This is a genomic window from Desulfosporosinus lacus DSM 15449 (assembly GCF_900129935.1).
Lineage (GTDB): Bacteria > Bacillota > Desulfitobacteriia > Desulfitobacteriales > Desulfitobacteriaceae > Desulfosporosinus > Desulfosporosinus lacus.
The window spans coordinates 287257-313731 of record NZ_FQXJ01000003.1; the positions used below are offsets into that span (position 1 = coordinate 287257).

Below are 26475 nucleotides of genomic sequence, written 5' to 3' on the forward strand. Positions count from 1 at the left end.
TGATGCCATGAAGAACCCATATAGCGCGATCATCAACCATATGAGAACGCAAGGGGCGAAGTTCAATACCCCTTACGTTCAGGTAGGAGTGGTTGTTTCGCCGGATCCTTTAACCATTAAGCTCAGAGACCTGCAAATCGGTAAAGATAACCTATTGGTCGCGGATCATCTACTGCAAGGTACAGATTGGCTTATGGCAGATAATTTGGTCGCCTTGATCCCGACGCTCGATGAACAGACCTATATCGTACTGGCAAGGGTCGTGAGCGTATGAGTATCTTTCCGTCAGAGGTCATCAACGTTACTAACCTTATTGACTCTACAGTAATAACCCCCAGTGAATTACCACTCGTTAAAGAGTATGCGTGGGATTTTGAAAACAATGACTTCCTGCTCGTGGATGGGAAAAACGCCATCGTAACAGGTAAGGAAGCAATCAAGGTGTGGGTGTGGAAGGCCCTACAGACTAAGAAATACAGGTATCGGGCCTACACCTCAAAGTATGGTCATGAGCTTGATTCGTTAATTAACCAAGGATTCTCAACCGGGGCTTTGAAAGCCGAGCTTGAACGTTATCTGAAAGAGTCGTTGCTGGTTAATGTTTATATAACGGGCGTTAAAACTATCGATATAACGATCGACGGAAGCAAGACTGATGTTAGCTTTACAGTAACAACCGTCTATGGTGAGGTGAGTGTCAGTGTATAGAGAGACAAGTACAGTTATCTTAAACAGGATGCTCGGAACTGTTTCCTCTGAACTAGATAAGTCAGAGGGTTCTTTAATTTATGACGCACTTTCTCCTATAAGTCATGAAATAGCCCAGCAAGAAGCAAACCTTGACGAAGTGGCAAGCAAGATTGAAATATCTAACCTGAGTGGCGATGAACTCGCTACTAGAATCCAGCAACGAACTGGATTAACAAGAAAGGCTGCAACTTACGCAAAGACTACCGTCACCATCACTGGAAATGGAACCATTAGTGTCGGTGATTTAGTCCAAACGTCGGGTGGGATTCGGTTTAAGTCGTTAGTGCAGCAAACCGTAGATGTTACAGAAACTATTGACGTACAGGCAGTTGTTGCCGGGGCTAGTGGCATGGTCCCGGCTAACCAACTAACTCAATTTCCTGTCGCGTTACAGGGCTTGGTGAGTGTAACAAATTCCGAACCGACACAGGATGGCTTCGACGCCGAAAGCGATGCGTCCCTCTTGCAGAGATATTATGATTACATTCAAAAACCAGCGACCGGAGGAAATATTGCTCAGTTTACAGCCCTCATCAAGAATTATGAGGGTGTCGGCGATGTTAGAGTCTACCCCACTTGGGCTGGTAACAACACTGTAAAACTTGTCATCATCGACGCTAACAAGCAGACGCCGAGTGCTGACTTCCTAGCTGGGGCGCAGAACTATATGGACCCCGGCGTAACGGGCCTTGGGCTTGGCGTGGCTCCTTTTGGGGCTTTCACGACTGTAGAAGGTGCCTCTGAAAAGATCATTAACGTTGGTTTTATTGCGGTGAAGGATGCTAACTATACGGAAAATCAAAGGATAACTAATGTGCGAACGAACCTAGTCACTCACTTTAAATCGATCACCTATAAGGAAGGCACAGTCAGCTACGCTAAACTAGGGGCCACTATCTTGGACAGTGCTGGCATACTCGATTATTCGGACTTGACCATTAATGCTGGTACTTCAAATATCCCGTTAAGTTATACAGCGGAACTAACGGAGGCCCCGGTTTTGGGGGTGGTTAACATTGAGTAATCTAAAGAGTTATTTACCACCGTTTCTGAGCAATACCCAACTGTTTTCAGACCTGTTAAATGCCCAAGGCCAAGAATTAGAGAGCCTAGATGTCAAACTTGCCGACATCTTAGCTCAATTTGATGTGGACACCGCAACTTGGGCTTTAGACATTTATGAGTTGGAGCTAGGGATTGCAACGGATTATACCAAGCTTCTGAGTTACCGGAGGAGCGTCATAAAATCTAAGTGGCGCGGGAGTGGTAAGTTAGATGCGGCTCTAATAAAGACCGTCTGTGATGCCTTCACGAATGGGGATGTTCAGGTAACCTTTGACGGAACCATTCATGTAAAATTCAACAGTGTCTTAGGTATTCCCCCTAATCTTATGGACTTGAGAATAGCAGTAGAGCAAATCAAACCAGCTTATTTATGGTTGGATTATTTGTTTTCATTTCATCTCATACGTGACATTGACCAAGTAATGACGATCGATGAGCTACAGTTGACAACGCTTAATAAATTCGCGGGAGGTGTGTAATGGCGACGAATACTCCGAATCTTGGACTCTTGAAAAAAGACCCCGCGACTGATGGGCTTGATACCTTTAACATCCAAACCATGCTTAACGATAACTGGGATAAAATTGATGCCACTACTGGGCCGGCCAGCGCAGCAACCAAAGGGGTCGTTAAGATCGGTTCAGGTATTAATGTGGATGGTGTAGGAGTTATAAGTGTACCGACTTTCACTGCTCCAGTCTCCAGCGTTAATAGTAAAACAGGGGTCGTTGTCTTGGACCCAAGTGACATCGGCGCAGCAACATCGGCACAAGGCACAAAGGCTGACTCAGCACTACAAACTTCGCAGCTTGGGACTGTTGGCGGGGTAGCAAAGCAGGACGATCTATCGACACACCTAGCGACAAATGCTTCAGAAACAGTCAAGGGCCACGTCGAACTGGCGACTGCAGCGGAGACAACGACGGGAACGGATAACACAAGGGCGGTGCACACTGCCGGGTTAAAAGTAGAACTCGACAAAAGAATATCCCACTCTCTCGCTACGGCTGTCAGTGACTTTATAATTTCTTCGGGAGCTGGAGTGTTCGTTAAGAAAACGCTGGCAGAGGTTAAAACAATCCTTGGACTCGGTACAGCGGCCTACACAGCGTCCACCGCATATGCCACTGCAGCGCAAGGAACACTGGCAACGAATGCGATACCTTCATCTCAAAAAGGGGCTGTGGGCGGCGTAGCCTTATATGACGATGCCGCTGCGCATTTCATGGATTACACGCTACAAGTTCCATACGCCGGGACAGCAACAGGAGCAGCGAACACGTATGCAATAGCAGCTCCGTCGATAACCACACTCACGGCAGGCATGGCGGTATGCGTAAAATTCAATGTCGATAGTACAGGAGCCTCAACGCTTAACTGGAATGGAAAAGGTGCTAAGGGACTTAAAAAACCCAATGGAAGCGATGTCACCAATCTAAAAGCAACAGGAATTTACACGCTGAGGTATGATGGCACAAATTTTATACTACAGGGTGAAGGTGGTTCTGGTAATGCAACTGCGCCGGACCTTCTCTCTGGGAAAACAGCAAGCACGGACGCAGGAGATATTGTAGGAACGATGCCTACGAAAGTAGGTAGTGCAACCGTAATCACCCCAAGCACAGTAGTTCAAGCAATTCCGCAGGGTTATTACGATGGAGCGCTTACAAGTGGAAAAGTGGACGTGCTTCCGAGCAATGTTAAGAGTATCCAAAGGGGTTCAACCACCGTCAATGCAACCACCGTCAATGTGGGTATATCAGCGATTGACTTAACAAAATCAGTGTTAATGTTATCGATTCACGGGCGGAATAATCAATACGCTAACGTTATTGTCGTGGCAGGAGCATTAACCACAGCTACAAATGTAGCGTTTTATGTTAATACCGCAGCACTCAATTATTCCATCGTTGCGTGGACAGTCATCGAGTTCAACAATGTTAAAAGTGTTCAAAGGGGGTCTAATACCACTAATTTAACAGCCGCCACCATCGGCATTAGTAGTGTGGACCCCTTAAAATCGGTCGTGTTTGCCAGTTTTACAACGACAGATACTGGCACATATGTGGCAGGGGCATTTCCAAGTTTTGCTTTGAGTAATGCGACGACGATATCTGTAGCCCAAAATAACTCAAATAACCTAACTATAAGATGGCAGGTCATTGAATTTAATTAAGGAGGCAGCTAACTATGAGGGTCATTACATTAGATTCGGCAAATATTGTGGTCGGAGCCAAAAACGTAGGCTCGAAATACATCTTGCAACCGAATGACATTATTACAGATTTAGGGGAAGTTGGACAAATTAAGCAAGGCAATGGACATTTTATGGATGATCCAACCCCTATAAGTCCACCTCGCAGTCAGCCAACGATCCAAGACATAAGCGATAATCAATTAATCCTCATGGAGGTATTAGCGACGATGTATGAAGATATGTTGGCGAAAGGGACGGTGTAGTTATGGCAGAAATGTATTGCAAATTGATTAAAGATGGCAGACGAACCCTCGAGCAAGTCCCAGCTAAATACAGGGCAGAAGTTCAAGCGCTTATCGAGCAGACGCCGTAAAGGGTGTTATTTTTATGCCACCCTTTTTAGATATACATGGGTAGCAGCGGAAGGGGTTTTGACCATGTGGTGGTACTGGTGGCTTTTTACAGTAGCTATTAGGTGAGCCCAACAAATGAGGTGAGTCCCACGAGCTGTATTGGCAAAAGGGAGGACATTAGGTGGACGAATGCAGCAGCACGGGCGTAAGACTAAATCGGATTGAAATGGATATAGCGGATTTAAAAGCTAACGGTAAAGACCATTCTCACAATATGTTGTTGATAGAAAAATCCAATATAAGAACTGAGAGTAATGTAGAAAAAATCCTTGAATCTTTAGCCGATTTAAAGGCAGCAACGAAAGAAATAACAATGGATGTCACAACCATAAAAGAGAAACCAACCAAAAATTATGAAGTTATAAAGGGGATCGTTTTGGTGATCGCAGTATCAAATATCGTCGGTATTTTGTGGAGCATGCTCATTAAATAACTAGAAAGGGGTGTCCATTATGGATACTAAACCCAATATTAGCTGGAAGGGGTCACCGCATTTCAGCACCACCAAAGGTTATAAATTCATAGCCATCGTGGATCACATCATGGCGGGGACCTTGGCGGGTACAGACTCCTGGTTCGCAAATCCTGCCAGCAAAGTAAGCTCGCACTTCGGCGTAGGTAAGAACGGCAAAATTCATCAATATGTAGACCTGAAAAACCCAGCGTGGGCCAATGGCGGTGTTAATAAACCGGCTTGGCCTCTTCTTATCTCTGGGGTCAACCCGAATTACTATACAATTTCAATCGAACATGAGGGATACAGCGGGGACGTAATGCCGGAGGCGCAGTACCAAGCGACACTAGCTTTACATCGGTGGCTAGTCGGGACGTTAGGCATACCAGTGACAAGGGATAATATAATCGGCCACTATCGAATTGACTCTGTTAATAAGGCGAATTGTCCTGGAACCGGATTTCCTTGGGACAGATTATTAAAGGATCTGCAAGGAGGAAATGATGTGTTGAAAGTAGCTGTTTTATTGTTCACGAAGGATGATTTCTGGGCTGGTGTTGATGTAGCTTCAAAGAATGGAAACTGCGCCATATTCGTGCGTTCAGCTGGTTCAGTCCCTGCAGAGGCCATGAGTGCTAAGCAGTTAATTGTTATCGGGGGACCCACAACCAAGCATCCCAATGAAGTGCTACTCTCGGGCAATGACAAATATCAAACAGCCGCTGCAGTGGCGAAGTATTTGGGCTAATTAGAAAGGGGAATAAGTTATGTCTGACAAATTGAAATCTCGTAAACTGTGGGCCTTCGTCGCTGCCACGATCTTGGTTTTGATTAATTCCATAGCCAAGTTAGGCATGCCAACTGAGGATGTGCTCTATCTGGTCATCGTTTCTGCGTCATACATTCTTGGACAAGGCTACGTTGATGCCAGACAACAACCAGTTAAGGGATTTCCGATCGAAGATATAGCCCAGTCCTTCACCAATATTATTCAAACGGAATTGTCTAAAACTCCTTTCGGAAAGAATCTTCCGATTGAGTCCATACTCGATATAGTCAAGACTCTGGTTAAACTCGAGCTTGGTAAGTTGAACGTTTCTGAATCAAAAATGGTGGTAGATGAAGTACCGATCGTTTCAACAGGACAATAAAAAGTAGGTGTGGGAACCAAAAGTTTAAGTATATCAGCCCTCACCGATTTGTCCGAGAGGGCTGATATACTCATTTTAAGGTAGATATTCTCATTGATATTTTTACAGAGAATGTCTATAATAAGAACACTAGTTCTATTAATAATAGAATATATGTACTAAGGAGGCTGGCGTAATGAAAGATGTTTGTGAAGAATGTTCCCGACAGGCTTATTGCATGGAGCCCTGTGAATCTTGGTTAATTGCTCATAACCAATGTCCTGTGTGCCAAAACAAACTCATTCGATCTGGAGGATGCACCGAATGCATTACCGGAGACTGGGCAAAGTGCGGTTAATATGAAGATACTTATGAAGCCCATCGAGGCGATTACAACCCACTCCAGAGAGGGAATAATACGTCCAGAGAGATATAGGATTATGGAAGACGGGGAGACAATTGTGGTGCATATCGATAAAATATTGACCCGTAATGAGCAAAAGTCTGAAGGTAGTCGTGAACTAATTTTTGGTTGTCGTGGAGTGATTAATGGCTGCATGAAGAGTTTTGAACTGAAATATATCGTTCCAGTATGTCAGTGGTTTTTGTATCGCATGTAATAGGATTACCCTAAATTGTTGAAGTATCATATATTATGGTTTTTGGGTGTTAGTTTGCTTCCAGGATATAAAGCTTAGAGTCATAATTGTCAGTAAGATGAAGATCGCAAAAATATGGCCGCCAGAATCTGCAACTTTTTTTACGTAAATGGCATAGAAGTTAAAAGCAATGCCTATCAATTGAACAGTCAAAATTAACGTTTGTATTGGATTAAGTTTCATGGTTCCACCCCTTTTAAAAAGTCTATATATAGTATATCCAATCATATATTAGGGTTATGAAAGATACTTAAGTTCGCTTTTCCCAGTTTGTTATATTAACTTTCCTTCTATAATAATGTGTGTCTATTTAATAGGCTTGCCGCGAGGTGCGCCTCGACTTACTACAAATTTATACCCTCTCGCGAAGTAAGCGTTTCAAGGATTCTGCCAATACTAAGCCGAACACCGATGAAGTTACAAAGTCAGAAATGACTGTATAAGTGTGCGTATAGATTAATTGCGGAACTTGTAATAAACTTGTTACTCCATAAAGAAGTCCCATAACGAGAATCCCGTAAATCCAACCCTTAAGCAAATAATGCTCGTCATTTAAGTATTTCATGAGGTGTGCAAACACGATGCCTAACATTCCCGCAAAAAAAATTCGAGCCACTAAAGCGATGACCGTTTGCAAGCTATCCATGGGCTTGTCGCCAAATATAATTATGGCCATCCAGTCTAATATGCGTATTTGCGCAAAGTTAAAATAATATGATATCAAATTTAATATTGCCTGAAGTATACCTGCAATAAATCCTGCAAATAAACCATAATATGTCCTGTCTTTCATCCTTATCCTCCTTTAAATTACTGGTAAGTCCATCAAACTCCATAAAAATTAGATTATCCAATCCTGGGAAATTATATCCGATATAAATGCAGGGTTACGTTCAACGTCGTTCATTAGAGTTAATGGGCTTGCCGCAAGGTGAGCCTTTTTATTTTGGGAGGAGAAATCAATTGATTAATTATCTGATGAGTTTGCATATATTGCAGATGCTTAAATCTAAGAATCTGATTAACGAAGAAGAATTTACGGCCATAGACAATAAGAATAAAAGGTCTTTTTTGACTTGATTAGTGTCTCAAGCAATTATATCATGTCACCACAAAAGGAATATAAAGGAAAATGAGAGGGGACTTTATGGCTTCAAATGCAGCGGTCAAAAAGGTTGTTACGGTCATTCCGGTGAAACCAGTCGAGGTGGTTAAAGGATTCGCCTTGGGGGCAAAGAAAAGGGTGGCCGCTTATTGCAGGGTCAGCACCGATTTGAAAGAGCAGGAAACGAGCTTCGAATCACAGGTACAGCACTATACTGATACTATTGGTAAAAGAACAGATTGGGATCTGGTCGATATCTTTGCGGATGATGGAATCTCAGGAACGACGACAACAAAGAGAACTGAATTTCTAAGAATGATCAAAGAGTGTATGGCTGGTAATATCGACATGATAATTACGAAATCAATCTCAAGGTTTGCTCGAAATACCGAGGACTGCCTACATTTTGTAAGGAAGCTAAAAGACAAAGGAATCGCCGTTTACTTCGAAACAGAAAATATTGATACTCTTGGTTCTGGTGGTGAACTTTTGCTTACCATTCTTAGCGGGATGGCACAAGATAGCAGTAGAAATCAATCGGATGTTACAAAGTGGGGTATACTTAGACAATTTGAAAGTGGGAGGGTGCTCGTCAATACCACAAGATTTCTCGGCTATGATAAAAATGAGGATGGGGAACTGGTTATAAATGAAGAACAAGCAGAACTGGTTCGCAGGGTGTTCAGGGAATACCTTGAAGGGAAAAGTTACAATGCAATCGCCAAAGGGTTAACGAAGGATAAAATTAAAACGATCACTGGAAAGGATAAATGGTGGGATTCAACCATAAGCGGGATGCTGGAAAATGAGAAATATCATGGAGCCGCACTTCTGCAGAAAACCATAACCGTTAATTTCCTCACACACAAACGCACCCCCAATAAAGGCCAGTCACCAAAGTATATGATCGATGAAAACCACCTGCCGATCATAGACAAGGAGATATTCGACAAGGTTCAGGATGAGAAGGAACGAAGAGCCTTGCTCAGGGGTAATTTAGTTGGGGACAGGCATAAATATAGTAACAAATATCCTTTTAGCGCCAAAGTTTTTTGCGGTGACTGTGGGAATATATTTAAAAGAAGGCAATGGAACAGCACGAATACATCAAAGAAGGTTGTATGGCAATGCAAAACTTACATAATGGACGGTAAGGATGCCTGTAAAGCCAAAGCCGTCGATGAAAGTGTTTTGATGGATGCATTTGTACGGACATTCAACGGAATTTATGAAAACAAGCAAAGTTTTATAAAAACGTTGACTGAGAATATCGAAATGATTATTTTGCAAAGACCAGAAGGTAATGAAACCGAAACTTTGGATAATAGGATTGAAAAGTTGAAAAATGAGTTAAAGAGGCTTATCCGGTTTCAGGTGAATAACAGCATTGATTCAGAGGTCTATAATGAGGAGTATAGAAGCATATCTGAAGATCTGGAGGAAGTACGAAAGAAAAGGTTGGAGCATGAAAGGGTAATTGAATCAAAAGATGGGTTGAAACAGAGGTTTGACGAAATCCTAGATGCTATAAACAGCAGGGATTCACTACTTGAAGAGTTTGACGAAGAAATATTTAATGCGATGGTTGAGAAATGGTATGCTACCCTCAGACAGGACAGTGAAATAAAAAACTGTTCAGTCTGGGGGTAATTATGTTATGCCACAACAAAGAAAAATACCAGTAGAAGAGATGATACGAATAGTAGAATTGTATCTCTCGGGGAAAATAGGATATACGTCAGCATATCAGGAAGCAGGCGTATCTGATGAAACATTCAGGAAGTGGCTTTTCCGATACAAAACAGATGGACCATCAGGATTTCTGCCGAAGGAACACAACAAAAGATATGCAAAAGAGACCAAGCTCTCAGCTGTTCTGGATTATCTGGCAGGAAAAGGGTCGAAATGGGAGATCTGTGAGAGATACGGGGTCAGAGATAAAAGGGTGCTTGAGCATTGGCTGAAGGGGTATAATCGTCATAAGGATTTCCGAATACAGACAGGAGGAAGCCGAATGACGAAAGGCCGAGATACGACTGGACAAGAGCGGATACAGATTGTAAAAGAGTGTATATCCAAGGGAAACGATTATGGAGGGATAGCACTCAAGTACCAGGTTTCATATCAGCAGGTCTATACGTGGACGAAGAAATACCGTGAGATGGGAGAATCGGGATTAGAAGATCGGCGAGGACACCGCGCCGGAACACTGCCGAGCCGAACACCTGAGGAAGAACTGAGAGACCGGATAGCTCAGCTTGAACGGGAAAACTTTGATCTAGAAATGGAGAATGCACTGTTAAAAAAAGTGAAGGAATTGGAGAGGAGGCGACACTGAGCTTCGTAAGGTATCAGTCGGCCTATGAAGCAGTGAAACTATTATCTGAGGATCGGTCATTTGCGGTATGGAAGCTCTGTGCCTTTTTGCACATTACCCGGTCAGCCTATTATCGATGGCTGACGCATCCGAAGAGCAACCGCGAGTTGGAGAACGAACGAATTGCAGACGTTGTTGAGAAAATCCACAAAGAGCATCCTGATATGGGATACCGCAGAATACGGGATGAGCTGGACAGGCGACACGACGTTCATGTGAATGATAAACGTGTCCTTCGGATCAACCGTGCCCTTCATATTAAATCAACCATTAAATACAAAAGGCACGGTTGCACCAGGAACGCGGCATCGCCGGAATACATAGCGAAGAATTATCTGTTACGTCAGTTTCACTCAGACGCGCCAAACTCGAAATGGTTGACCGACGTGACAGAGTTCAAATACTACGTAGGGCCGGAAGTCCACAAAGTATATTTGAGCGCCATCCTGGACCTGTATGATCGGCGCATTGTCGCCTATGCCATTGGTGATCGCAACGATAACAGACTCGTTTTCGATACCTTTGATGCTGCCGTAGCCGCCCATCCTGAAGCACATCCACTGTTTCATTCGGACAGGGGGTATCAGTATACAAGCCGCATTTTTCACTCGAAACTGCAGGCCGCAAAAATGAAGCAAAGCATGTCCAGAGTGGCTCACTGCATTGATAATGGACCGATGGAAGGCTTTTGGGGTATCCTGAAACGCGAGAGGTATTACGGGTACAAATTCACCAACCGGGAGCATCTTGTTCAAGCCATTGCTGATTACATCTTCTATTATAATAATCGGCGTTTACAGCGCCGCTTGTATATTATGACACCGATGGAGTTCCATATGCAGTACGTAAAGGCCGCATAAAGAATTGCTACCCGCTTTTTAAACGGGTAGCAATTCAGCAAACTTCGTTCTATTTTTTCATTGTCCTCTTGACGGGGTGCACACCAAAAATAGAAATTCTCACACCATCGCATTTTATTTTTGAATTGAAGAGCGGGATGAGGGTGGAGGAAATCCTCAACTAGTTCATTAATTCTTTACGGTTAGCGGTTTCTGGAATTTTCTCTAGCCATCCACTTTCAATCATTAATTCTGCTCCGTCCTTTGCTAAAACAAGAACCTCAGCTGATAACTTAGCGAAGGTAGATGCTAAATCTTTTCTCGCGGTATAGGGTGCTGAAAGTCCGTATTCAGCAACAATGGTCGCTATTGCTACGGTGACGTGAGCTGTTATTAATTTGTCACTATGTGGAGATTCCGTAGACTGGGTCACTAAATTGGAGGATATGGTCGGCTGAGGTAAATCTTCATCCTCTAAATAAGAACCAAGTTTCTTTAGTTGTTGATCAGCAGTTTGTTTCGCTTGGGATATAAAACGCTTTACCTTCTCAGACTTAACTACTTGGCCATAACCCAAATTCAAGGCTTTCAATAACTCCTTCGTTTCCATCACTGTGACTAAATTACCAATTTCCATGGCATTAAGAGGTCGTTGATTTCCAAGACCTAAAATATTACCTAGATAATCTTTGTTATGCACAAAATCTACCCTGTCTGGAGTCACAATGGAGGGGGCTTTTAGCAACAACCCTTTTGCAATTAATACCTCCGTTGCTTTTTGATGGACCTCCTGAGAAGTATCTAGGGCTCCGGAATAATAACTGCGAAAATCAGAACGAGAGGACGCAGCTAAGGATTTACTATAATTTATTAAGATGAACTTGTGCATAAGTCGAGTATATTTAAGTGTAAACGACTCGGAAAACAACTGTTTAGCATTGATATCGACATCCCTTTCACCATAGGCTTCAGGGATAGGATGTTGAATTGAATTATAGATGGCCTGCATTGTGCTTACCCGTTGGGTTGAGACGTCAACTGCGCGTTGTAAGACAGCGTGAATATCGGGGTCTTTAGACTTAGCGACATAATATTTGAGAAAACACACAGACATCGATTCAGCCATGTAACTCGTCCAAAGGTTCCCAACCTCAGAAGCTGTCGGTAAAATATCTGCCAAATTGTGTTGTACAGCTCCAAAAGGAACCTGCTCGGTATTACCTTGATTATATTGTTGTTGTAAGTCGTTCATAATCGAACCCCCATTATTATAATCTACTTACTATTATTTACTCTTTGATTTGATATATTCTTCAGGTTTCTCTATTCAACGACTAATAATAGCGATGATCTTTTCCCAGATTGTTTACAAACGGCAGAAGATCTTACAGTAGTTTCGGTGGATATTAATTATTTACTAACACATACTAGAATAATAATCAAAGGAGGCAATGGAATTGAAACATAGAATCAAGGATTGGGTAATACTCTCCTTCTTTTCTGGAATAATAGGTACGATTGCTATGGACGTGTTTAATTTCCCTTTCTGGAAAAGTAAAAAGACAGAATTCATGTATGGCAGTTTAGCTGGATCAATCCTAATGCTAGGGAGCAGAACTAAACGTAAAGAGAACTTTTTAATTGGTCAAATCTATCACATGCTTACTGGAGGTTTGTTAGGTACATTAAATTTTCTTATGCTGAAATTTAGTGGTAAAGATCATTATCTTATCAAGGGGTTTTCCTTTGGGGCAATCATCTGGGGAACATTAAATAATGTAGGTCAGAGTCTAGGATTATTTCATGTGAAAATGCATAGGACTGCAAGTTTTTATGTATCGTTGATAGCTAATGCGATATATGGAGCAGTAACGTCCTATGCAATTGTGAATCTAGGAGATCCTACTATGTTTGAAGAAACTACAATGCTAGAAAAAGCGAACCTATCCTCGCGACCTACACCGAAATTTATGGAGGAGACTTCAAGTTATCGTGAAACAGAAACACCGCATTATACTCAATGAGCACAAAGGAGAGGTGTAGACTATGAACATTCCAAAAACAAAAGACCGTATGTTGTTAGGTATCCTTGCTGGGGGGCTAGTTTTTATAGTTCAATCTATATTTGATTATGCCTCTGTTAAAAATGGAATCTCTAAACGTTCTTACTGGACAACAGCTGCTGGTGTGTGGGTAAATAGTCGTAGGCAGGCTGGGAAATGGAATGGACAATTATTAGGCGCTTGGATGACTATGGGATTAAATTTATTAAATGGTATATTTATGGTCTGGATGTTTACCAAAGTCGGATTGAATAAATGGGCAGTAAAAGGAGTAGTTTCAGCGTCGGCTTTTGGAGCGACTATAAATGCTTTATTAAGTGGTTTTGATCATAATAAAGTTGCACCTAAAGATAGCAATAGTAATCTGTCGTATGCTTTAACACATATTGTTACTGGGCTTGTGGCTTCTTGGAGCATAGTTGCATTTGGAGATAAATCACTATTTAACGAACGTCGAGTTATAGCAGATACCGCAAAGAAAAAATCGACATCCTCATTGCCTAATAACTTTGAGGATGTTGTAAATAAAGAAGCAGAACCTATTTTCTGGCAATAAAAAGAATCACACAAAGATCTTCCTATTAGAATGGAAGATCTTTATATTGTGTGATTATGCAATTTTGTTCTAAATTCTATTGTAATTGTCATATGATGAGTGTAAAATTTGTAGATTGCAGGAGATATAATCAAATATCTCAACTCAATCTATTTAAAAGAGGGTTTATGACTTTTACACAGAAGGAGTACAATATGAGAAGAGATCAAAGATTAAGAATTTGTGACAAGTTAATTGACCAACTAACAGTTCTCAAAGGATTCATACAACTGGATAAGATAAATAATAAAATTGATCATTCAATTGTTATATTGAACGAGGTAGATAATTTGGAAAAGATCGTAACTGAGCTTGTGAATCAATTAACAGCCGAAGAATAGCGAATTGTAAATTCCATTGTGAGGAGGGGGATCATTATTGTGAATAATACTATTTTAGTTGTTGATGATCATAATGGTATACGCCGACTTATGTGTGTATTTTTGCAACAAGAAGGTTTTAGTGTAACGGAAGCTTCTAACGGATTATTGGCGTTACAACTTGTTATGGAGGAAAAACCTAGTCTGGTGTTACTTGATCTAAGGATGCCTGGATTAGGAGGTATGGAAACACTAGCTAAATTAAGAGAATTAGCACCAGAAACAATAGTAGTAATAATGAGTGCATACTATGATTCCATCGAGATAAAAAAAGCACTTGAAGAAAGACTGTTTAAATACTTTATAATTAAACCGTTTGACCTAGAAGAAGTTGGTATACTTATAAGAGGCTTAATGAATAAAAGTGAATATCATAATGCTCTATAAATCCAGCATCTTTTTAATTGGAATAATTAATGCGTTGGCTGAGAATTGGTATGCTACCCCCAGAACGAACAGTTTTTTGGGGTCATTTCATCTGGGGGTAGCATACCAAAATTCTCACACCAGCGCATTTTGTTTTTGGGTTGAAGAGTGGGTTGTGCGTTCAACGGAAAGATAAAACCGAGCAGCTTATCTATCAAGAAGGATTAAAGCACCGGAAGCAATAGCGAGCAGGGCTAATATCGTGCCAAGGGCAGGTATTGGAACGCTCACTAATTGCACCAGACCTGTCATGATGAGCCAGATGCAAAACAATGGCATACCCAGGTTTCTCTTATTAAGTCTCATATTATTCACTCCCTTTATGTATCCATAATTAGTGATACCGCATAGTTTTTTCATATAATACGCAGCGATATATTCAAACTAGGTGCCTCATTATTACTAAAAGGATTTCTATACGTATATGCCCCTAGAGTTGTAGGCGTGACAATCCAAGGGTAATCAGAATGAAAATATATAGTATGCCGCCTACCTGGATAAAAAGAGTAGGTCGCGGTTGCATTTCGGCTATCTACATAGGCAATTTAGACCTCACATGTGATTGAAGGGTCTAAATTGCCTATGAATGTGTTTGTAACCTACGGTACAGAATACATCGTTACATCGATATTTTTTCAATTATTCCCCAACAGCTCTTAATGCTACAGCCACCTCTGCCCCAAACAATATAATTATGCAGACGATATAGACCCAGAAAGTAAACAGCATAATGAAAGCCAGACTCCCATAGATGATTGCGTAATGTCCTAAGTTCAGCGAATACCAAGCGAACACTTCCCGAGAGAGGTATATTCCAATTGTCGAAACCAAGGCGCCAATCAAAAGATAGGAATTTCGGAATGTATGTGACGTTGGCAAAAATCGATAACAAAAATAGCAAGTCAAAAATAATAGTAACGGAAATGACATACGAGAGATGTCATGAAAAAGTGCTAGCCAAAATGTTATGTTGCCTCTCATGAAAATTCTTTGTATTAAGTCAAGTGATACCGTTGCTGCTAATGATGTAATGATGGTCAAAGACAATAGTATTCCGAGCATACTAAAGCCCACTAGGTATTGCCTGACAAATGAACGCCGGTTCCGGCTTTCCCATATCATATCAAGAATCTGCTGAAATGAGACAAATCCGCCCATAGTACTCCACAGCAAGCCTATCAGTCCAACTATGCCTACCTGGTCCGAACCCACCGCGATCAACCTTGACACGTTTTTCACAATGTTGAATTTGGCATCTGGCAGGATGGGTACATAGGATTGAACAATATCTGACAAGAAATTTTGCACTGATGTATTCGGAATGAAAAATGAAGCGCCATATATAAGCAGAAGAGCCAAGGGAATCATAGCGGAAAGTCCGAAAAAGGCAATGACGGCAGCCAAGGCAGCGATATTATGTTTGATGATTGAGCTTACGAGACGCCGTATAAATTTTCCTAAAGGTATTAAATTGAAATAGAAATACATTTATATTATGGCCCCTTCCCATGCGATAATGTTAAGTTGAATTGAATTGGAAGGGAAGAGTATCATTTGAGCATCTTTAAATGGTTTTGTGAGAACATCCGTTCTTAATAGGACTGATGAGAAAGCGAGAAATGTTCAAGAAGTTATTAATTATGAATTGTTTCTAGACGTTCTGAAGTACATAAAACCTGTAAGCAATGCAATTAAAAGCAAGACTATTGTGATATAGTACAATAAATTTGTATCTGTAAATGTAAGTGCTGACATTAAAAAAGATGGTATTAATAGAGATAATGCCCAAACGCCAATAAAGAGTATTAAAGGAACTGAACAACCTAATAAGACGATAAATCCTTTACCTCTCAAAAATGAAATGATGAGACCGATCAGAGATGAACTCAGACAAATCATAAAAATATTCACGAACATACTATCACTCCTCCCCCTACAGGATATGTTCTAGATCTAATTATATGACAAGCTCAGACCCTTGCATATGTATAGCTGGGTTTTAGTGATTTATAGCTCTTTTATACGGACAGGGCACGTGGAGACGATAATAGTGCTATATGTGTGATTTATGAAAGCCCTGGTATGAGCGGGTTTAAGAAGGGATATAGTCTTTTTGGAGTTAGAGGTGTACGGGGAAATATATTTGCTAGGTCGTTTTTTATGAACGGTCTAGCTTCTTTGTATTTAATTGGATTATTTTTGCTATCGCGGAAGGATATGAGGGAAAAATGCAGAAATATTAGAGAGGAATAATTTGGGCGATTAGAAAGCCAATGAATGGAGGAGTCATGAGACGATCACCTTATTCTGATATTGATGTAGTGAATGGTTGTGTAACATATAACATGAAATCATGGGAAGATTTTAGTAATTTCATTAATAAGCACTTCGTTACATACTCAAAACAGTATATATGGAGAGGGCAGGAAAAAAGCGACTGGCTACTCGAATCTAGTTTAGATAGATTACTTAAAAAATTCAATAGGACAGATAGGCCTTTATTAAGAGTGAAACATTTGGATAATTTTAGATATTCCATCAGAGGAAGATGCGAATTTTCATCTTCTAAGTTATTGGAGGATGAGTGTTGGGCATTGGGTCAACATTATGGCTTGGCCACACCTTTATTAGACTGGACAAATTCCCCTTTTTTCGCTGCATTTTTCGCTGTTAATAACGTACCACTTATCTATCCAAATACAATTGATAATGGGTTTAATGAAAAGAGTTTCGCAATTTTTGCATTGCATAAATATAGTACCTTAGAAAAAAACGAAAAAATGGATTTAAGTGAAGAAATGTCCTTAAAAGTGATTGATTCTTTATTTGATGGGAATCCAAGATTGGTCAGTCAGGGTGGACTATTTACAAAAATACCAGTATCAAGTGATGTAGAAGCATGGGTCGAAGAAAAGTTTTCCGGTTTCGAAGATTATGAGATTTTAATAAAATTTATAATTCCATATAAGGATATTAAAAATACTAGAAAGATTCTTTCTCTATTAAACCGTATGAATGTTAACCATCTCTCTTTGTTTCCTGATTTGCAAGGGTCATCCTATCACTGTAATACTATGCTTGCAGTTCCTTCATATTAAAAATAGCCTTAATGTTTAAGGCCTAAAAGACTGCCAATTTGAACTGTGATCCAAGAAAGGTCCCTGATTTAGCGGCGTAAGTAGACGTACCGCAAGCTCTCCACACACCCGTCTCGCAGTCAAACCATGCTCGATGCATATATCTTGGGTAGCCCCTCGGAGGGTGGCTATCCCACGAAACGTTACGTTCGTATATGTATAGGTAGCTAGTATCTCTACTAAGGAAAGTTCGAATCCAGTCCATTAGAGTACGTAGTAGTGCTGCTATATCAGGGCTGAGTGAAAGACTAGATATGGGCGGGACGTAGAATAGAATATTTTTTTATCGGGTCATGGTGTGTACGGAAATATAGAAATGTTAGAGCGGAATAATTTGAGGGAGTAGAAGCCTCAATCAACAAATATTGACTTCGGAAAAATGTCCATGGGTCATGGTATAATGGCAAGGTTGGTACTGACGAAATAGGAGGATTTGGAATCATGATAGAAAAATATACACAAGAAGAAGTAAATGGAACATTATGGAGAGCTTGCGATACCTTCAGAGGAAAGATCGATTCTTCGACTTATAAAGACTACGTCCTGGTAATGTTGTTCATTAAATATGTAAGCGACATCTATAAAGAACATAAAGAAGAACTTATGGATAAATACAACAATGATGAAGAAATGGTTCAAAGACAAATGAGCTATAATCGATTTGTCCTTGATGAAATATCGACCTTTGATTATATCTATGATAAAAGAAATCAACCTGATATTGGAGAAACCATCAATAAAGCTTTAGCTCATGTGGAAGAAGAAAACAAAACAAAACTTAGAGGTGTGTTTAAGAACATTGACTTTAATTCCGAATCAATTCTTGGCAATACGAAAGAACGTAATTCCATGCTTAAGCATTTACTTGAAGATTTCAAAGACCTAGATCTTAGACCATCGAGGCTAATCGAAGAAGACGTTATCGGTAATGCCTATGAATATATGATCGCTAATTTTGCATCAGATGCCGGGAAGAAGGGCGGCGAATTTTTCACGCCCTCAGAAGTATCAGAGCTATTATCCAGACTAGTTAAACCAGAAGAAAATGATCGTATCTATGATCCTACTTGTGGATCAGGGTCACTTCTTATTAGAGCATTTAATAAAATTCCTTCTGGTAAAGCTCAAATTTATGGTCAAGAAAGAAACGGTCAAACGCAATCGCTTTGCAGAATGAATATGTTCTTACATGATATTGATGACGCGAAGATTGCTTGGGGCGACACAATTGCTAACCCACTTCACATTGAGAATGACAAACTGATGAAATTCCAAGTAGTCGTAGCAAACCCACCATTTTCTTTAGATAAATGGGCAATGGGTTTTGCAGGTGAAGGTGATGACAGGGAATTCAAAATGGAAGAATCACTTGATCCCTATAAAAGATTTAGCTGGGGAGTGCCACCAATATCAAAAGGAGATTTTGCATTTGTCCTTCATATGCTTCATTCCTTAGCAGAAGGTGGCAGAATGGCTGTTGTTCTACCTCATGGTGTTCTATTTAGAGGAGCGAGTGAAGGTAGGATCAGACAACAAATCATAGATATGAATTTACTTGATGCTGTTATTGGACTACCAGCTAACCTATTCTTTGGAACGGGTATACCTGCATGTGTCTTAGTATTTAAACAAAATAGAGATCAAAAAGACGTACTCTTTATCGATTCATCGGCAGATGGATTCTATGAAAAAGGTAAGAATCAGAACAAGTTAAGAGAGGAGGATCTTCAAAGAATTGTGGATGCATATGAAAAGCATGAAACAGTTGAGAAATTTGCTTATGTTGCGACAATAGATGAAATAAAAGAAAATAACTATAATCTCAACATTACAAGGTATGTTGATACTTTCGAAGAAGAAGACACGGTGGATATGGAAAAAATAGCTGAAAAGATCACTAGTATTAAATCAGAGCTTGCTGAGGTTGAAGCTAAGATGTTTATGTTTCTAAAGGATCTTGGGTTGTAGGGGGATGGAATTTTGAATGAGAAGATAAAAGAAAGAATTGAGCGGATAAAAAATAAGAGTTTTCCAGAAGGATACAAGTTAATTGATAGTGCTATTATCCCAGAAGACTGGATTTTAAATAAAATAGTTGATACATGTCCTTTACAAAGAGGGTTTGATTTAACAGTTGATAGTGTTAACGAAGGCCATTATCCAGTGTGTTATTCCAATGGAATATTGAGAAGTCACTCAGAGTTCAAGGTAAAAGGACCTGGGGTAATTACTGGAAGGTCTGGAACGATCGGAAAGGTGTTTTATGTCGAAGAGAAATTTTGGCCTCATAATACTAGTTTATGGGTTACGGATTTCAAAGGGAATTTTCCTAAATTCATTTACTACTTACTGACTTTTATAGATTTAAATAAATTTTCAGCGGGCACGGGAGTGCCAACTTTAAATAGGAATGATGTTCATTCATTTAAAGTTGCAATACCACCTATCCCCGAACAAGAAAAGATCTCGATAATCCTCTCAACTTGGGACAAAGCCATAGAACTTAAAGAGCAACTCATCGAAGAGAAGAAATACCAAAAAAGTGGGCTGATGAAGAAGCTATTAACTAGTGAAGTGAGGATGCCGGGGTTTGAGGGGGAGTGGAAGGAAGTACGAATTGGAGATTTAGTTGAAGAGGTAAATAGAATAGAAAAATGGGAGGATGATAAGCTTTATGATCTCGTAAGTGTTAGAAGACGATCTGAAGGTTTGTTCCATAGAGACTCGTTATATGGATATAAGATTGCTACAAAAAACTTAACGCCGATAAAAGAGGGCGATTTCCTTATTTCAAAAATGCAAGTGGTTCATGGTGCCCTAAGCGAAGTGAAAAAAGATTTTGAAGGATATTATGTTTCAGGATCATATATAATTTTAAACTCAAGGGAATCTAAAAAATTTAACATAAGATTTTATCATTATCTAAGTAATCTTCCTGTGATGTACAGAAAAGCCCTTAGATCGAGTTATGGCGTTCATATAGAAAAGATGACATTCAATTTAAAGTTGTATTTAGGAGAGAAGATTTATATCCCTTCTGATATTAATGAGCAGAATAAAATAGTTCAGATATTGGACTGTCTAACAGAAGAAATAGCTTTACTAGTAAATGAACTTGAAACCCTTAAGATACAGAAAAAAGGCTTAATGAAACTCCTATTAACGGGTATCGTCAGAGTACAGAGTTAAGGGTCATATATACACATAGAAGCGAGGTGTATCTTTGAGCAGAGCGAAAGACTACGATGAAATAAATATATCCCAGATTCCAGCTTTAGAGGTTCTAAGTAAATTAGGCTATATTGTTTTACCACCGGAAAAAGCAGAAACTATGCGGAGCACTCTCTACAATGTCATCCTAAAAGATATTTTATATGATCAATTGAAGTCTATTAACAATTTTGAATATATAGGGAAACATTATAAATTCTCAGAGAAGAGCATTCAACAAGCCATGCTCGACCTCGACGAAGCTTTAACAGACGGTCTGATTAAAACTAATGAGAAGATTTATGACTCTTTACATCTTGGCCGCAGTTATCCAGAAAAACTGTCAGAAATGGATGGAACCAGATCCTTTAATATTAATTATATTGATTGGGAGGATCCAGAGAACAATGTTTTCCATGTAGTCGAAGAATTCAGTGTGGAAAGAGAAGATGGTCAGGGAACGATAAGGCCTGATCTGGTACTGTTCATTAACGGCATTCCCTTTGGAGTGATAGAATGCAAAAAAGCTTCGATATCCATTGCCCAAGGGATCAGTCAAATGTTGCGAAACCAAAGCAAGGAGTATGCTCCGCAGCTTTTTAAATTTGTCCAAATTGTTATGGCTACGAACAAGAATGAGACACAGTATGCCACTGCGGGAACGCCTAAGAAATTCTGGTCCTTCTGGAAAGAGGAATCTGAAGAATACAAATGGTTCGAAGGAGAACTGAAAAAAGTGGTTGTTGGAAGAATTCCAACCATTCAGGATAAAAACATCGTCGCCCTTTTCCATCCAAGAAGAATTGTAGAAATGATGCGCTTCTTCACCCTGTTTGATAAAAACGTCAAGAAGATCGCGCGCTATCAACAGTACTTCGCAATCAAGGAAATCATCAAAACGATCAAAGAAACAGACAAGAACGGAAACCGCCAATCAGGGGTTATTTGGCATACTCAGGGTTCAGGTAAGTCACTGACTATGGTCATGCTTGCGCGCTATATCCTCTCCGAGATGGCTGAGGTGCACCCTCAGGTACTCGTCATTACAGACCGTATTGAACTCGACAGCCAGATCCATAAAACCTTTAATCACTCCAGGCTAAAAGCTGAAAGAGCTTCTAGCGGTCGCAACTTGGTCGACCTGATCAACAGCAATGGAGCGGACATCATTACATCCCTTGTACATAAGTTCGATACTGCGTCAAAACACCAAGAGCCTGTTAAATCAAAGAATATATTTGTGCTCATCGATGAATCCCATAGAACACAGTATGGGGAACTTCATATCAAAATGAAAAGGGTCTTTCCCAATGCATGCTATATAGGCTTTACTGGGACACCACTTATGAAAAAGGATAAAACCACTCTCAATAAATTTGGTAGTAGAATGATTCATAAATACACCATTAAAGATGGCGTAGAGGATGGGGCAATTGTGCCGCTTTTATATGAAGGCAGGCTGGTTGAACAGACTGTTAACCGTAGTGCCATTGATAAACGTATTGAGATGATAACCCGCAATTTAAACGAAAAGCAAGCTGAAGAATTGAAAAAGAAATGGAGTAAATTTGAAGCAATCGCTTCATCGGAACAAAGAATCAGGCTCATTGCAGATGATATCTACGTTCATTTTATGAAGTTTTATAAAACTGAAAATGCCCAGTACACGGCTATGCTGGCAACAAGTTCTAAGTTTGATGCTATACGTTATCAAGAAGCCTTTGAAGAATTTGGCGATATCAATACTGCGGTTGTTATATCACCCCCCGATCAGCGGGAAGGCTATGAAGAAGTAGACGAAGAACCAAAAGACAGAGTGCTTAAATACTGGAACAAAATGATGGCTGGATACTCAGATCCACAGAAATATGAAGAACACGTTAAAAGCGAATTCGTAGATGGTACTGAAATTGATATTCTTATCGTAGTGGACAAGCTCTTAACAGGATTTGATGCGCCAAGGGCCTCTGTTCTTTACGTGGATAAGCCCATGAAAGAACATTCACTTCTACAAGCTATTGCTAGAGTCAATAGGCTGTATGAAGGCAAAGACTTTGGTCTTATCGTGGATTATCGAGGGCTTATCGAAGAACTGGACTCAGCAATGAAAACATACTCTGGCGCTGGCCTTGAAAACTTTGATGGGGAAGATATTGCAGGTGCTCTAGTAGATGTTATCAGCACCGTCGGTTTATTGCGTCAGGCATACTCGAATATGGTAGCTATCTTTAAGAATGTAAAAAATAGAGATGACAAAGAGGAGTATGAACTGATTCTTGCCGATGAAGGCATTAGAAATGATTTTTATAATGAACTGAGTCAGTTTGGCAAGTATTTAGGTGTTGCCCTAGAATCAGAGCATGTCTATAATGCTATTGGTGATAAAGATCTTGCCCACTATAAAAAAGAACTTAAATTCTACCAAGAACTTAGAGCTGCTGTAAAAATAAGATATTCCGACACGATTGATCACAAAGAGTATGAAGCCAAAATGAGAAATATCATGGATACTTATATCGCGGCAGAAGACGTCATTCAAATCACTGCACCTGTAGACATCCTGAACGAAGAAGAATTTGAAGAAGAGATCATGAGACTCGGTTCCCCAAGGGCAAAAGCGGACGCTATTAGAACGAGAATGACAAAGAGCATTAATTCGAAATGGGACGAAAACCCCATATTTTACAAGAAATTCTCTGAGCGAATTGAGGAAATTATTAGAGATTACAGAGAAAAACGCATCTCTGAAGCCGACTACCTTGCAAGAATGCATAAAGTTAAGGATGACTATAGAAAAGGATATTCAGGGGCATCCTATCCGGAAAAGATCAAACATAACTTTCATGCACAGGCATTCTATGGGGTGACAAAAGAAATTATTTCAGAGAATATTGATGTCACAGATAAAACTGATATTCTAGCTGAACTTGCGGTCGATATGGATCTCATCATCGGAAAACATTGCAAAGTAGATTGGCACGATAATCCTGACGTACATAAAAGAATATCGCAGGAAATAGATGGTTTACTTTACCTTCTGAAAAAGAAGCATTTCCCCGAGTTGACTTATAAACAAATAGATAGGATCATTGAGGCTGTTAAAACCGTTGCACTTAGAAGGTATTAGGAGACGCATCATGGAAAAGCATACGATAAAGTTTGGTGAGAAAGAGATCGAATTTGAACTCCAAAGAAAAAATGTTAAGAATCTCAATCTTAACGTTAAACCGGACATGACCATTGTCGTTTCAGCAAATGAAAACGTACCATTAGAGTTTGTTCTTAATTTTGTGAAGGAGAAGGCTCCTTGGATACTTAAAAACGTCAGTTATTTTAAAGATGTTCAGCCGGAGAATTCAACAAAGAAAGACTTTGTGAGTGGTGAATCTTTTAAATACTTAGGAAAGCAATATCGACTTAAAGTGGAAGAACGGGACTCTGATGAGTACGTAAAGTATTTCCAGGGGTTCATCTATCTCTACGTTAAGGACAGAAAGAATTATAATCGAAAAGAAAAGCTTATGAATGATTGGTTCAGGGAAAAAGCTGGTCTTAACTTCAAAATGAGCCTAGAACGCGTCTATCCAATTATCGAAAAGTATGGCATTAAAAAACCTGAAATTCAGATAAGGACGATGAAGGCAAGATGGGGCTCATGTGTTAAAGATAAGAATATCCTCCTTCTGAACTATGAGTTAATCAAAGCGCCCAAGTATTGCATTGACTATGTTGTGCTGCATGAATTGATCCATTTTAAGTACAGAAATCATGATGGTGAATTTTATAATTTTATGACTTCACTCATGCCTGATTGGAAACAGAGAAAAGAGATTCTGGATGAGGAAGTCGTGCGGCAGTTATAAGGAGGGTTAAACCCATGGCAGAAATCAAATTCGAAATCAAAGAAACAATCGGGGTCCTATCAGAATCATCAAAAGGCTGGTCGAAAGAACTAAACCTTGTTAGTTGGAATGATGCAGCCCCAAAGTATGATATCCGGGAATGGTCGCCTGATCATTCTAAGATGGGGAAGGGTGTTACATTAACAGCGGAGGAGCTAAAGAAGTTACGGGAATTTCTGAGTGGGTTGAGTCTCTAGAAGAGTTGAGTAGAAGATTATTGTCAATCTGACGCTTATTAATTAAGCGTTTTTTTGATTTAAAAAATTACTCAATAAATTGGAGGAATTTAGTATTATATCAAGAATTGTCATATAACATGAGAAGTTTGCTTGCTGTTAGCAAAAAAAGTGAGTAGCACAAATTATATGAAGAAATGAACACTTCTGAAAATCATAGAACTTTTAAAGGGGAGGAGATGTATTAGATGAGTTTCAATATTGAAGAAACACGTAAACTTGTATTTCAGTACTATACAACGGCTAAAGAAAAGTCTGGTATTATTAGTAAATCTTTTTCTGAGAGAGCTGAAGCTATTTCAGACGTTATTCCAGGATACAGCGCGAATAAGATGGATTTTGGAGATTATTTAAAAGATAACTTTAGTCCGTTATTTATCGATATCCGTGATTCAACGCATCGAGCTGTAAATATGGACCCAAAATATACCTTCATATCAATGCACGCATTTTTTCCTGGTGTATGTAACGTTATTGAACAGCACGGGGGGTATGTGATAGATTTTATGGGCGACGGCGTTATGGCTTTGTTTGGAGGTAAAATGTCAAAAACATCTAATTATAATTCAAGTCAACAAGCTGGATTGTGTGGATTGCACCTTTTAGAAGTTGTAAATAGTGTCATTAACCCACTTTTAGACAAGGATAAGATATGGAAATTTAGTTGTGGAGTTGGTGTAGATCACGGCCCGGTCGTGGTTACAAAAATTGGCACTGATAATAATTTTGATGTTAAAGCGTTTGGCGTTTGTATTAACAATGCAAACAAGCTATCAAAAGCGTTTAATAAAGTTATTGTCAGTAAAGGTGTAAAGAATTTATGGCCATCCTCTGAAGGAGGGAAACTACGATTTAATCCGTTTGGAATTGGAGAATCAACCGGTTACGAACTTTTAAAACCAGTCTAGAAAGTGGGTCTACATATTGGATAAAAAAACACAGTTAGAGTACTTATATAAATCGTTAGAAGATGTACAAGGAACCATACGTTTTACAGATTCTAAGGCAGGGGCACTTATTGCTGCGTCCGGAGTATTGTCTGTCTATCAGGTGCCATTGGGTCAGGCTATCCTGGTACATTTCAAATTGCCCATAACAATTTATGCAATATGTACGTTGGTCGTTAGCACAATAAGTATTTTTAGCTTTATATCATCACTTTTAATAGCATTTAAGTCAATTAATCCTATGACATCACCGGAAAAACACATTTTAAAGGACAACTTAACAGCTAACATACCTTTTTATCTCAACAATATTGTTCCAAAGCAATCTTTTATTGACTGCTTGTATGAAAGAAAAACTAGTCATCTTAAACATAGTGCAAAAATTCTCTTTGAGAAATTGAAAAAAGACTCCATCTCGGAGGACCTGTTAAAAAGTCTAATAATTGAACTTTGCAAGGTTTCCTATATCCGCGAAAAAAAAATATTCCGTGTCTACTCAGCATATAGACTATTTGCTCTCGGTTTATTGTTTCTAATCATTTCTTCATGGATGGCCCACTCGATTCAATGGATATAATTCTTACATAGAA

33 protein-coding genes are annotated in these 26475 nt (G+C 39.7%); 28 read left to right on the forward strand and 5 right to left on the reverse strand.

Going from position 1 to position 26475, the window contains the following annotated elements; genetic code table 11:
- Positions 1-7 precede the first annotated feature (7 nt).
- The 12 genes from BUB11_RS01490 to BUB11_RS01535 all read left to right on the forward strand — a co-directional run bounded on the left by BUB11_RS01490 (position 8) and on the right by BUB11_RS01535 (position 6629).
- Positions 8-274 (forward strand): DUF2577 family protein, encoded by a 267-nt coding sequence (locus tag BUB11_RS01490; RefSeq protein WP_073027292.1) that lies wholly within the window; start codon positions 8-10, stop codon positions 272-274.
- Positions 271-708, forward strand: coding sequence for a DUF2634 domain-containing protein (locus tag BUB11_RS01495; protein ID WP_073027294.1), 438 nt, complete (start codon positions 271-273; stop codon positions 706-708). The genes BUB11_RS01490 and BUB11_RS01495 overlap by 4 nt, the downstream gene beginning before the upstream one ends.
- Positions 701-1774: a baseplate J/gp47 family protein gene (locus tag BUB11_RS01500; protein ID WP_084110118.1), complete on the forward strand. Its 1074-nt coding sequence runs from the start codon at positions 701-703 to the stop codon at positions 1772-1774. The genes BUB11_RS01495 and BUB11_RS01500 overlap by 8 nt, the downstream gene beginning before the upstream one ends.
- Positions 1767-2294 (forward strand): putative phage tail protein, encoded by a 528-nt coding sequence (locus tag BUB11_RS01505; protein WP_073027296.1) that lies wholly within the window; start codon positions 1767-1769, stop codon positions 2292-2294. The genes BUB11_RS01500 and BUB11_RS01505 overlap by 8 nt, the downstream gene beginning before the upstream one ends.
- Entirely contained in the window at positions 2294-3991 is a 1698-nt protein-coding gene (locus BUB11_RS01510; protein ID WP_073027298.1) for a hypothetical protein, read from the forward strand. Before BUB11_RS01505 ends, BUB11_RS01510 begins: the two co-directional genes overlap by 1 nt.
- A 14-nt stretch (positions 3992-4005) precedes the next feature.
- A complete protein-coding gene (locus BUB11_RS01515) occupies positions 4006-4275 on the forward strand; it encodes a hypothetical protein (RefSeq protein ID WP_073027300.1) in 270 nt (89 codons plus the stop codon).
- A gap of 2 nt (positions 4276-4277) precedes the next feature.
- Entirely contained in the window at positions 4278-4385 is a 108-nt protein-coding gene (locus tag BUB11_RS26770) for a CD1375 family protein (RefSeq protein WP_143159016.1), read from the forward strand.
- Positions 4386-4546: 161 nt separating this feature from the next.
- Positions 4547-4858 (forward strand): hypothetical protein, encoded by a 312-nt coding sequence (locus tag BUB11_RS01520; protein WP_073027302.1) that lies wholly within the window; start codon positions 4547-4549, stop codon positions 4856-4858.
- 19 nt (positions 4859-4877) lie between these two features.
- Positions 4878-5627, forward strand: a complete 750-nt coding sequence (locus tag BUB11_RS01525) for an N-acetylmuramoyl-L-alanine amidase (RefSeq protein ID WP_073027304.1) — start codon at positions 4878-4880, stop codon at positions 5625-5627.
- Positions 5628-5646: 19 nt separating this feature from the next.
- Positions 5647-6030, forward strand: coding sequence for a hypothetical protein (locus tag BUB11_RS01530; RefSeq protein WP_073027305.1), 384 nt, complete (start codon positions 5647-5649; stop codon positions 6028-6030).
- A gap of 175 nt (positions 6031-6205) precedes the next feature.
- Complete coding sequence (locus BUB11_RS27970) at positions 6206-6367, forward strand: hypothetical protein (protein WP_207650018.1); 162 nt, start codon at positions 6206-6208, stop codon at positions 6365-6367.
- Position 6368: 1 nt separating this feature from the next.
- Positions 6369-6629 carry a hypothetical protein gene (locus BUB11_RS01535; protein ID WP_073027307.1) on the forward strand — a complete coding sequence of 87 codons (261 nt, stop codon included), beginning with the start codon at positions 6369-6371 and terminating at the stop codon, positions 6627-6629.
- Positions 6630-6662: 33 nt separating this feature from the next.
- Here the strand turns inward: BUB11_RS01535 and BUB11_RS01540 are convergent, their stop codons facing one another.
- Both BUB11_RS01540 and BUB11_RS01545 read right to left on the reverse strand, forming a co-directional pair.
- A complete protein-coding gene (locus BUB11_RS01540; RefSeq protein WP_073027309.1) occupies positions 6663-6851 on the reverse strand; it encodes a hypothetical protein in 189 nt (62 codons plus the stop codon).
- 169 nt (positions 6852-7020) lie between these two features.
- Entirely contained in the window at positions 7021-7461 is a 441-nt protein-coding gene (locus BUB11_RS01545) for a DUF6789 family protein (RefSeq protein WP_073027310.1), read from the reverse strand.
- Between the two features lie 122 nt (positions 7462-7583).
- On the opposite strand from BUB11_RS01545, the gene BUB11_RS28915 reads away from it, so the two are divergent.
- From BUB11_RS28915 to BUB11_RS01560, 4 genes are all read left to right on the forward strand, one after another.
- Positions 7584-7748: an SHOCT domain-containing protein gene (locus BUB11_RS28915; protein WP_345788567.1), complete on the forward strand. Its 165-nt coding sequence runs from the start codon at positions 7584-7586 to the stop codon at positions 7746-7748.
- 67 nt (positions 7749-7815) lie between these two features.
- Entirely contained in the window at positions 7816-9423 is a 1608-nt protein-coding gene (locus tag BUB11_RS01550; protein ID WP_073027312.1) for a recombinase family protein, read from the forward strand.
- A 7-nt stretch (positions 9424-9430) separates the two neighbouring features.
- The gene (locus BUB11_RS01555; RefSeq protein ID WP_073027314.1) at positions 9431-10111 is read left to right on the forward strand and encodes a helix-turn-helix domain-containing protein; all 681 of its coding nucleotides are present in this window, start codon (positions 9431-9433) and stop codon (positions 10109-10111) included.
- 32 nt (positions 10112-10143) lie between these two features.
- A complete protein-coding gene (locus tag BUB11_RS01560; protein WP_073027316.1) occupies positions 10144-11010 on the forward strand; it encodes an IS3 family transposase in 867 nt (288 codons plus the stop codon).
- Between the two features lie 160 nt (positions 11011-11170).
- Here the strand turns inward: BUB11_RS01560 and BUB11_RS01565 are convergent, their stop codons facing one another.
- On the reverse strand, positions 11171-12241 hold the full coding sequence (locus tag BUB11_RS01565) for a DUF3231 family protein (RefSeq protein WP_073027318.1): 1071 nt from the start codon (positions 12239-12241) through the stop codon (positions 11171-11173).
- Between the two features lie 205 nt (positions 12242-12446).
- Between BUB11_RS01565 and BUB11_RS01570 the strand changes: the two genes are divergently transcribed.
- The 4 genes from BUB11_RS01570 (at position 12447) to BUB11_RS01585 (ending at position 14414) form a co-directional block, all read left to right on the forward strand.
- Positions 12447-13013 carry a hypothetical protein gene (locus tag BUB11_RS01570; protein WP_084110120.1) on the forward strand — a complete coding sequence of 189 codons (567 nt, stop codon included), beginning with the start codon at positions 12447-12449 and terminating at the stop codon, positions 13011-13013.
- A 22-nt stretch (positions 13014-13035) separates the two neighbouring features.
- Positions 13036-13608 carry a hypothetical protein gene (locus tag BUB11_RS01575; protein WP_073027322.1) on the forward strand — a complete coding sequence of 191 codons (573 nt, stop codon included), beginning with the start codon at positions 13036-13038 and terminating at the stop codon, positions 13606-13608.
- 194 nt (positions 13609-13802) lie between these two features.
- Entirely contained in the window at positions 13803-13988 is a 186-nt protein-coding gene (locus BUB11_RS01580; RefSeq protein WP_073028160.1) for a hypothetical protein, read from the forward strand.
- A 39-nt stretch (positions 13989-14027) separates the two neighbouring features.
- Positions 14028-14414, forward strand: a complete 387-nt coding sequence (locus tag BUB11_RS01585; RefSeq protein WP_242947416.1) for a response regulator — start codon at positions 14028-14030, stop codon at positions 14412-14414.
- Between the two features lie 186 nt (positions 14415-14600).
- Here BUB11_RS01585 and BUB11_RS27395 read toward each other — a convergent pair whose 3' ends face one another.
- On the reverse strand, positions 14601-14759 hold the full coding sequence (locus BUB11_RS27395) for a hypothetical protein (protein WP_159436885.1): 159 nt from the start codon (positions 14757-14759) through the stop codon (positions 14601-14603).
- Between the two features lie 333 nt (positions 14760-15092).
- Entirely contained in the window at positions 15093-15941 is an 849-nt protein-coding gene (locus tag BUB11_RS01595) for a YihY/virulence factor BrkB family protein (protein ID WP_073027325.1), read from the reverse strand.
- Positions 15942-16741: 800 nt separating this feature from the next.
- Between BUB11_RS01595 and BUB11_RS01600 the strand changes: the two genes are divergently transcribed.
- The 8 genes from BUB11_RS01600 to BUB11_RS01635 all read left to right on the forward strand — a co-directional run bounded on the left by BUB11_RS01600 (position 16742) and on the right by BUB11_RS01635 (position 26462).
- Positions 16742-17551: an FRG domain-containing protein gene (locus BUB11_RS01600; RefSeq protein WP_159436886.1), complete on the forward strand. Its 810-nt coding sequence runs from the start codon at positions 16742-16744 to the stop codon at positions 17549-17551.
- 480 nt (positions 17552-18031) lie between these two features.
- A complete protein-coding gene (locus tag BUB11_RS01605) occupies positions 18032-19558 on the forward strand; it encodes a type I restriction-modification system subunit M (protein WP_073027329.1) in 1527 nt (508 codons plus the stop codon).
- 12 nt (positions 19559-19570) lie between these two features.
- Positions 19571-20779, forward strand: a complete 1209-nt coding sequence (locus tag BUB11_RS27720; protein ID WP_073027331.1) for a restriction endonuclease subunit S — start codon at positions 19571-19573, stop codon at positions 20777-20779.
- A 34-nt stretch (positions 20780-20813) separates the two neighbouring features.
- Positions 20814-23927, forward strand: coding sequence for a type I restriction endonuclease subunit R (locus BUB11_RS01615; protein ID WP_073027333.1), 3114 nt, complete (start codon positions 20814-20816; stop codon positions 23925-23927).
- Positions 23928-23937: 10 nt separating this feature from the next.
- Positions 23938-24663 carry a M48 family metallopeptidase gene (locus tag BUB11_RS01620; RefSeq protein ID WP_073027335.1) on the forward strand — a complete coding sequence of 242 codons (726 nt, stop codon included), beginning with the start codon at positions 23938-23940 and terminating at the stop codon, positions 24661-24663.
- A 14-nt stretch (positions 24664-24677) separates the two neighbouring features.
- The gene (locus tag BUB11_RS01625) at positions 24678-24899 is read left to right on the forward strand and encodes a YdbC family protein (RefSeq protein ID WP_073027337.1); all 222 of its coding nucleotides are present in this window, start codon (positions 24678-24680) and stop codon (positions 24897-24899) included.
- 227 nt (positions 24900-25126) lie between these two features.
- Complete coding sequence (locus BUB11_RS01630; RefSeq protein ID WP_073027339.1) at positions 25127-25846, forward strand: adenylate/guanylate cyclase domain-containing protein; 720 nt, start codon at positions 25127-25129, stop codon at positions 25844-25846.
- Between the two features lie 16 nt (positions 25847-25862).
- Positions 25863-26462 carry a Pycsar system effector family protein gene (locus BUB11_RS01635; RefSeq protein ID WP_242947417.1) on the forward strand — a complete coding sequence of 200 codons (600 nt, stop codon included), beginning with the start codon at positions 25863-25865 and terminating at the stop codon, positions 26460-26462.
- The last annotated feature ends 13 nt before the right edge of the window (positions 26463-26475 follow it).

Excerpts from the sequence above, each read along its gene's own strand:
- BUB11_RS27970 (WP_207650018.1), top strand. The coding sequence starts at position 6,206 with ATGAAAGATGTTTGTGAAGAATGTTCCCGACAGGCTTATTGCATGGAG.
- BUB11_RS01495 (WP_073027294.1), top strand. The coding sequence starts at position 271 with ATGAGTATCTTTCCGTCAGAGGTCATCAACGTTACTAACCTTATTGAC.
- BUB11_RS01605 (WP_073027329.1), top strand. The coding sequence starts at position 18,032 with ATGATAGAAAAATATACACAAGAAGAAGTAAATGGAACATTATGGAGA.
- BUB11_RS27395 (WP_159436885.1), bottom strand. The coding sequence starts at position 14,759 with ATGAGACTTAATAAGAGAAACCTGGGTATGCCATTGTTTTGCATCTGG.
- BUB11_RS01620 (WP_073027335.1), top strand. The coding sequence starts at position 23,938 with ATGGAAAAGCATACGATAAAGTTTGGTGAGAAAGAGATCGAATTTGAA.
- BUB11_RS01595 (WP_073027325.1), bottom strand. The coding sequence starts at position 15,941 with ATGTATTTCTATTTCAATTTAATACCTTTAGGAAAATTTATACGGCGT.
- BUB11_RS01600 (WP_159436886.1), top strand. The coding sequence starts at position 16,742 with ATGAGACGATCACCTTATTCTGATATTGATGTAGTGAATGGTTGTGTA.
- BUB11_RS01575 (WP_073027322.1), top strand. The coding sequence starts at position 13,036 with ATGAACATTCCAAAAACAAAAGACCGTATGTTGTTAGGTATCCTTGCT.
- BUB11_RS26770 (WP_143159016.1), top strand. The coding sequence starts at position 4,278 with ATGGCAGAAATGTATTGCAAATTGATTAAAGATGGCAGACGAACCCTC.
- BUB11_RS01630 (WP_073027339.1), top strand. The coding sequence starts at position 25,127 with ATGAGTTTCAATATTGAAGAAACACGTAAACTTGTATTTCAGTACTAT.
- BUB11_RS01555 (WP_073027314.1), top strand. The coding sequence starts at position 9,431 with ATGCCACAACAAAGAAAAATACCAGTAGAAGAGATGATACGAATAGTA.
- BUB11_RS01545 (WP_073027310.1), bottom strand. The coding sequence starts at position 7,461 with ATGAAAGACAGGACATATTATGGTTTATTTGCAGGATTTATTGCAGGT.
- BUB11_RS01515 (WP_073027300.1), top strand. The coding sequence starts at position 4,006 with ATGAGGGTCATTACATTAGATTCGGCAAATATTGTGGTCGGAGCCAAA.
- BUB11_RS01565 (WP_073027318.1), bottom strand. The coding sequence starts at position 12,241 with ATGAACGACTTACAACAACAATATAATCAAGGTAATACCGAGCAGGTT.
- BUB11_RS01530 (WP_073027305.1), top strand. The coding sequence starts at position 5,647 with ATGTCTGACAAATTGAAATCTCGTAAACTGTGGGCCTTCGTCGCTGCC.
- BUB11_RS01625 (WP_073027337.1), top strand. The coding sequence starts at position 24,678 with ATGGCAGAAATCAAATTCGAAATCAAAGAAACAATCGGGGTCCTATCA.
- BUB11_RS01550 (WP_073027312.1), top strand. The coding sequence starts at position 7,816 with ATGGCTTCAAATGCAGCGGTCAAAAAGGTTGTTACGGTCATTCCGGTG.
- BUB11_RS01580 (WP_073028160.1), top strand. The coding sequence starts at position 13,803 with ATGAGAAGAGATCAAAGATTAAGAATTTGTGACAAGTTAATTGACCAA.
- BUB11_RS01525 (WP_073027304.1), top strand. The coding sequence starts at position 4,878 with ATGGATACTAAACCCAATATTAGCTGGAAGGGGTCACCGCATTTCAGC.
- BUB11_RS01535 (WP_073027307.1), top strand. The coding sequence starts at position 6,369 with ATGAAGATACTTATGAAGCCCATCGAGGCGATTACAACCCACTCCAGA.
- BUB11_RS01540 (WP_073027309.1), bottom strand. The coding sequence starts at position 6,851 with ATGAAACTTAATCCAATACAAACGTTAATTTTGACTGTTCAATTGATA.
- BUB11_RS28915 (WP_345788567.1), top strand. The coding sequence starts at position 7,584 with ATGGGCTTGCCGCAAGGTGAGCCTTTTTATTTTGGGAGGAGAAATCAA.
- BUB11_RS01510 (WP_073027298.1), top strand. The coding sequence starts at position 2,294 with ATGGCGACGAATACTCCGAATCTTGGACTCTTGAAAAAAGACCCCGCG.
- BUB11_RS01490 (WP_073027292.1), top strand. The coding sequence starts at position 8 with ATGAAGAACCCATATAGCGCGATCATCAACCATATGAGAACGCAAGGG.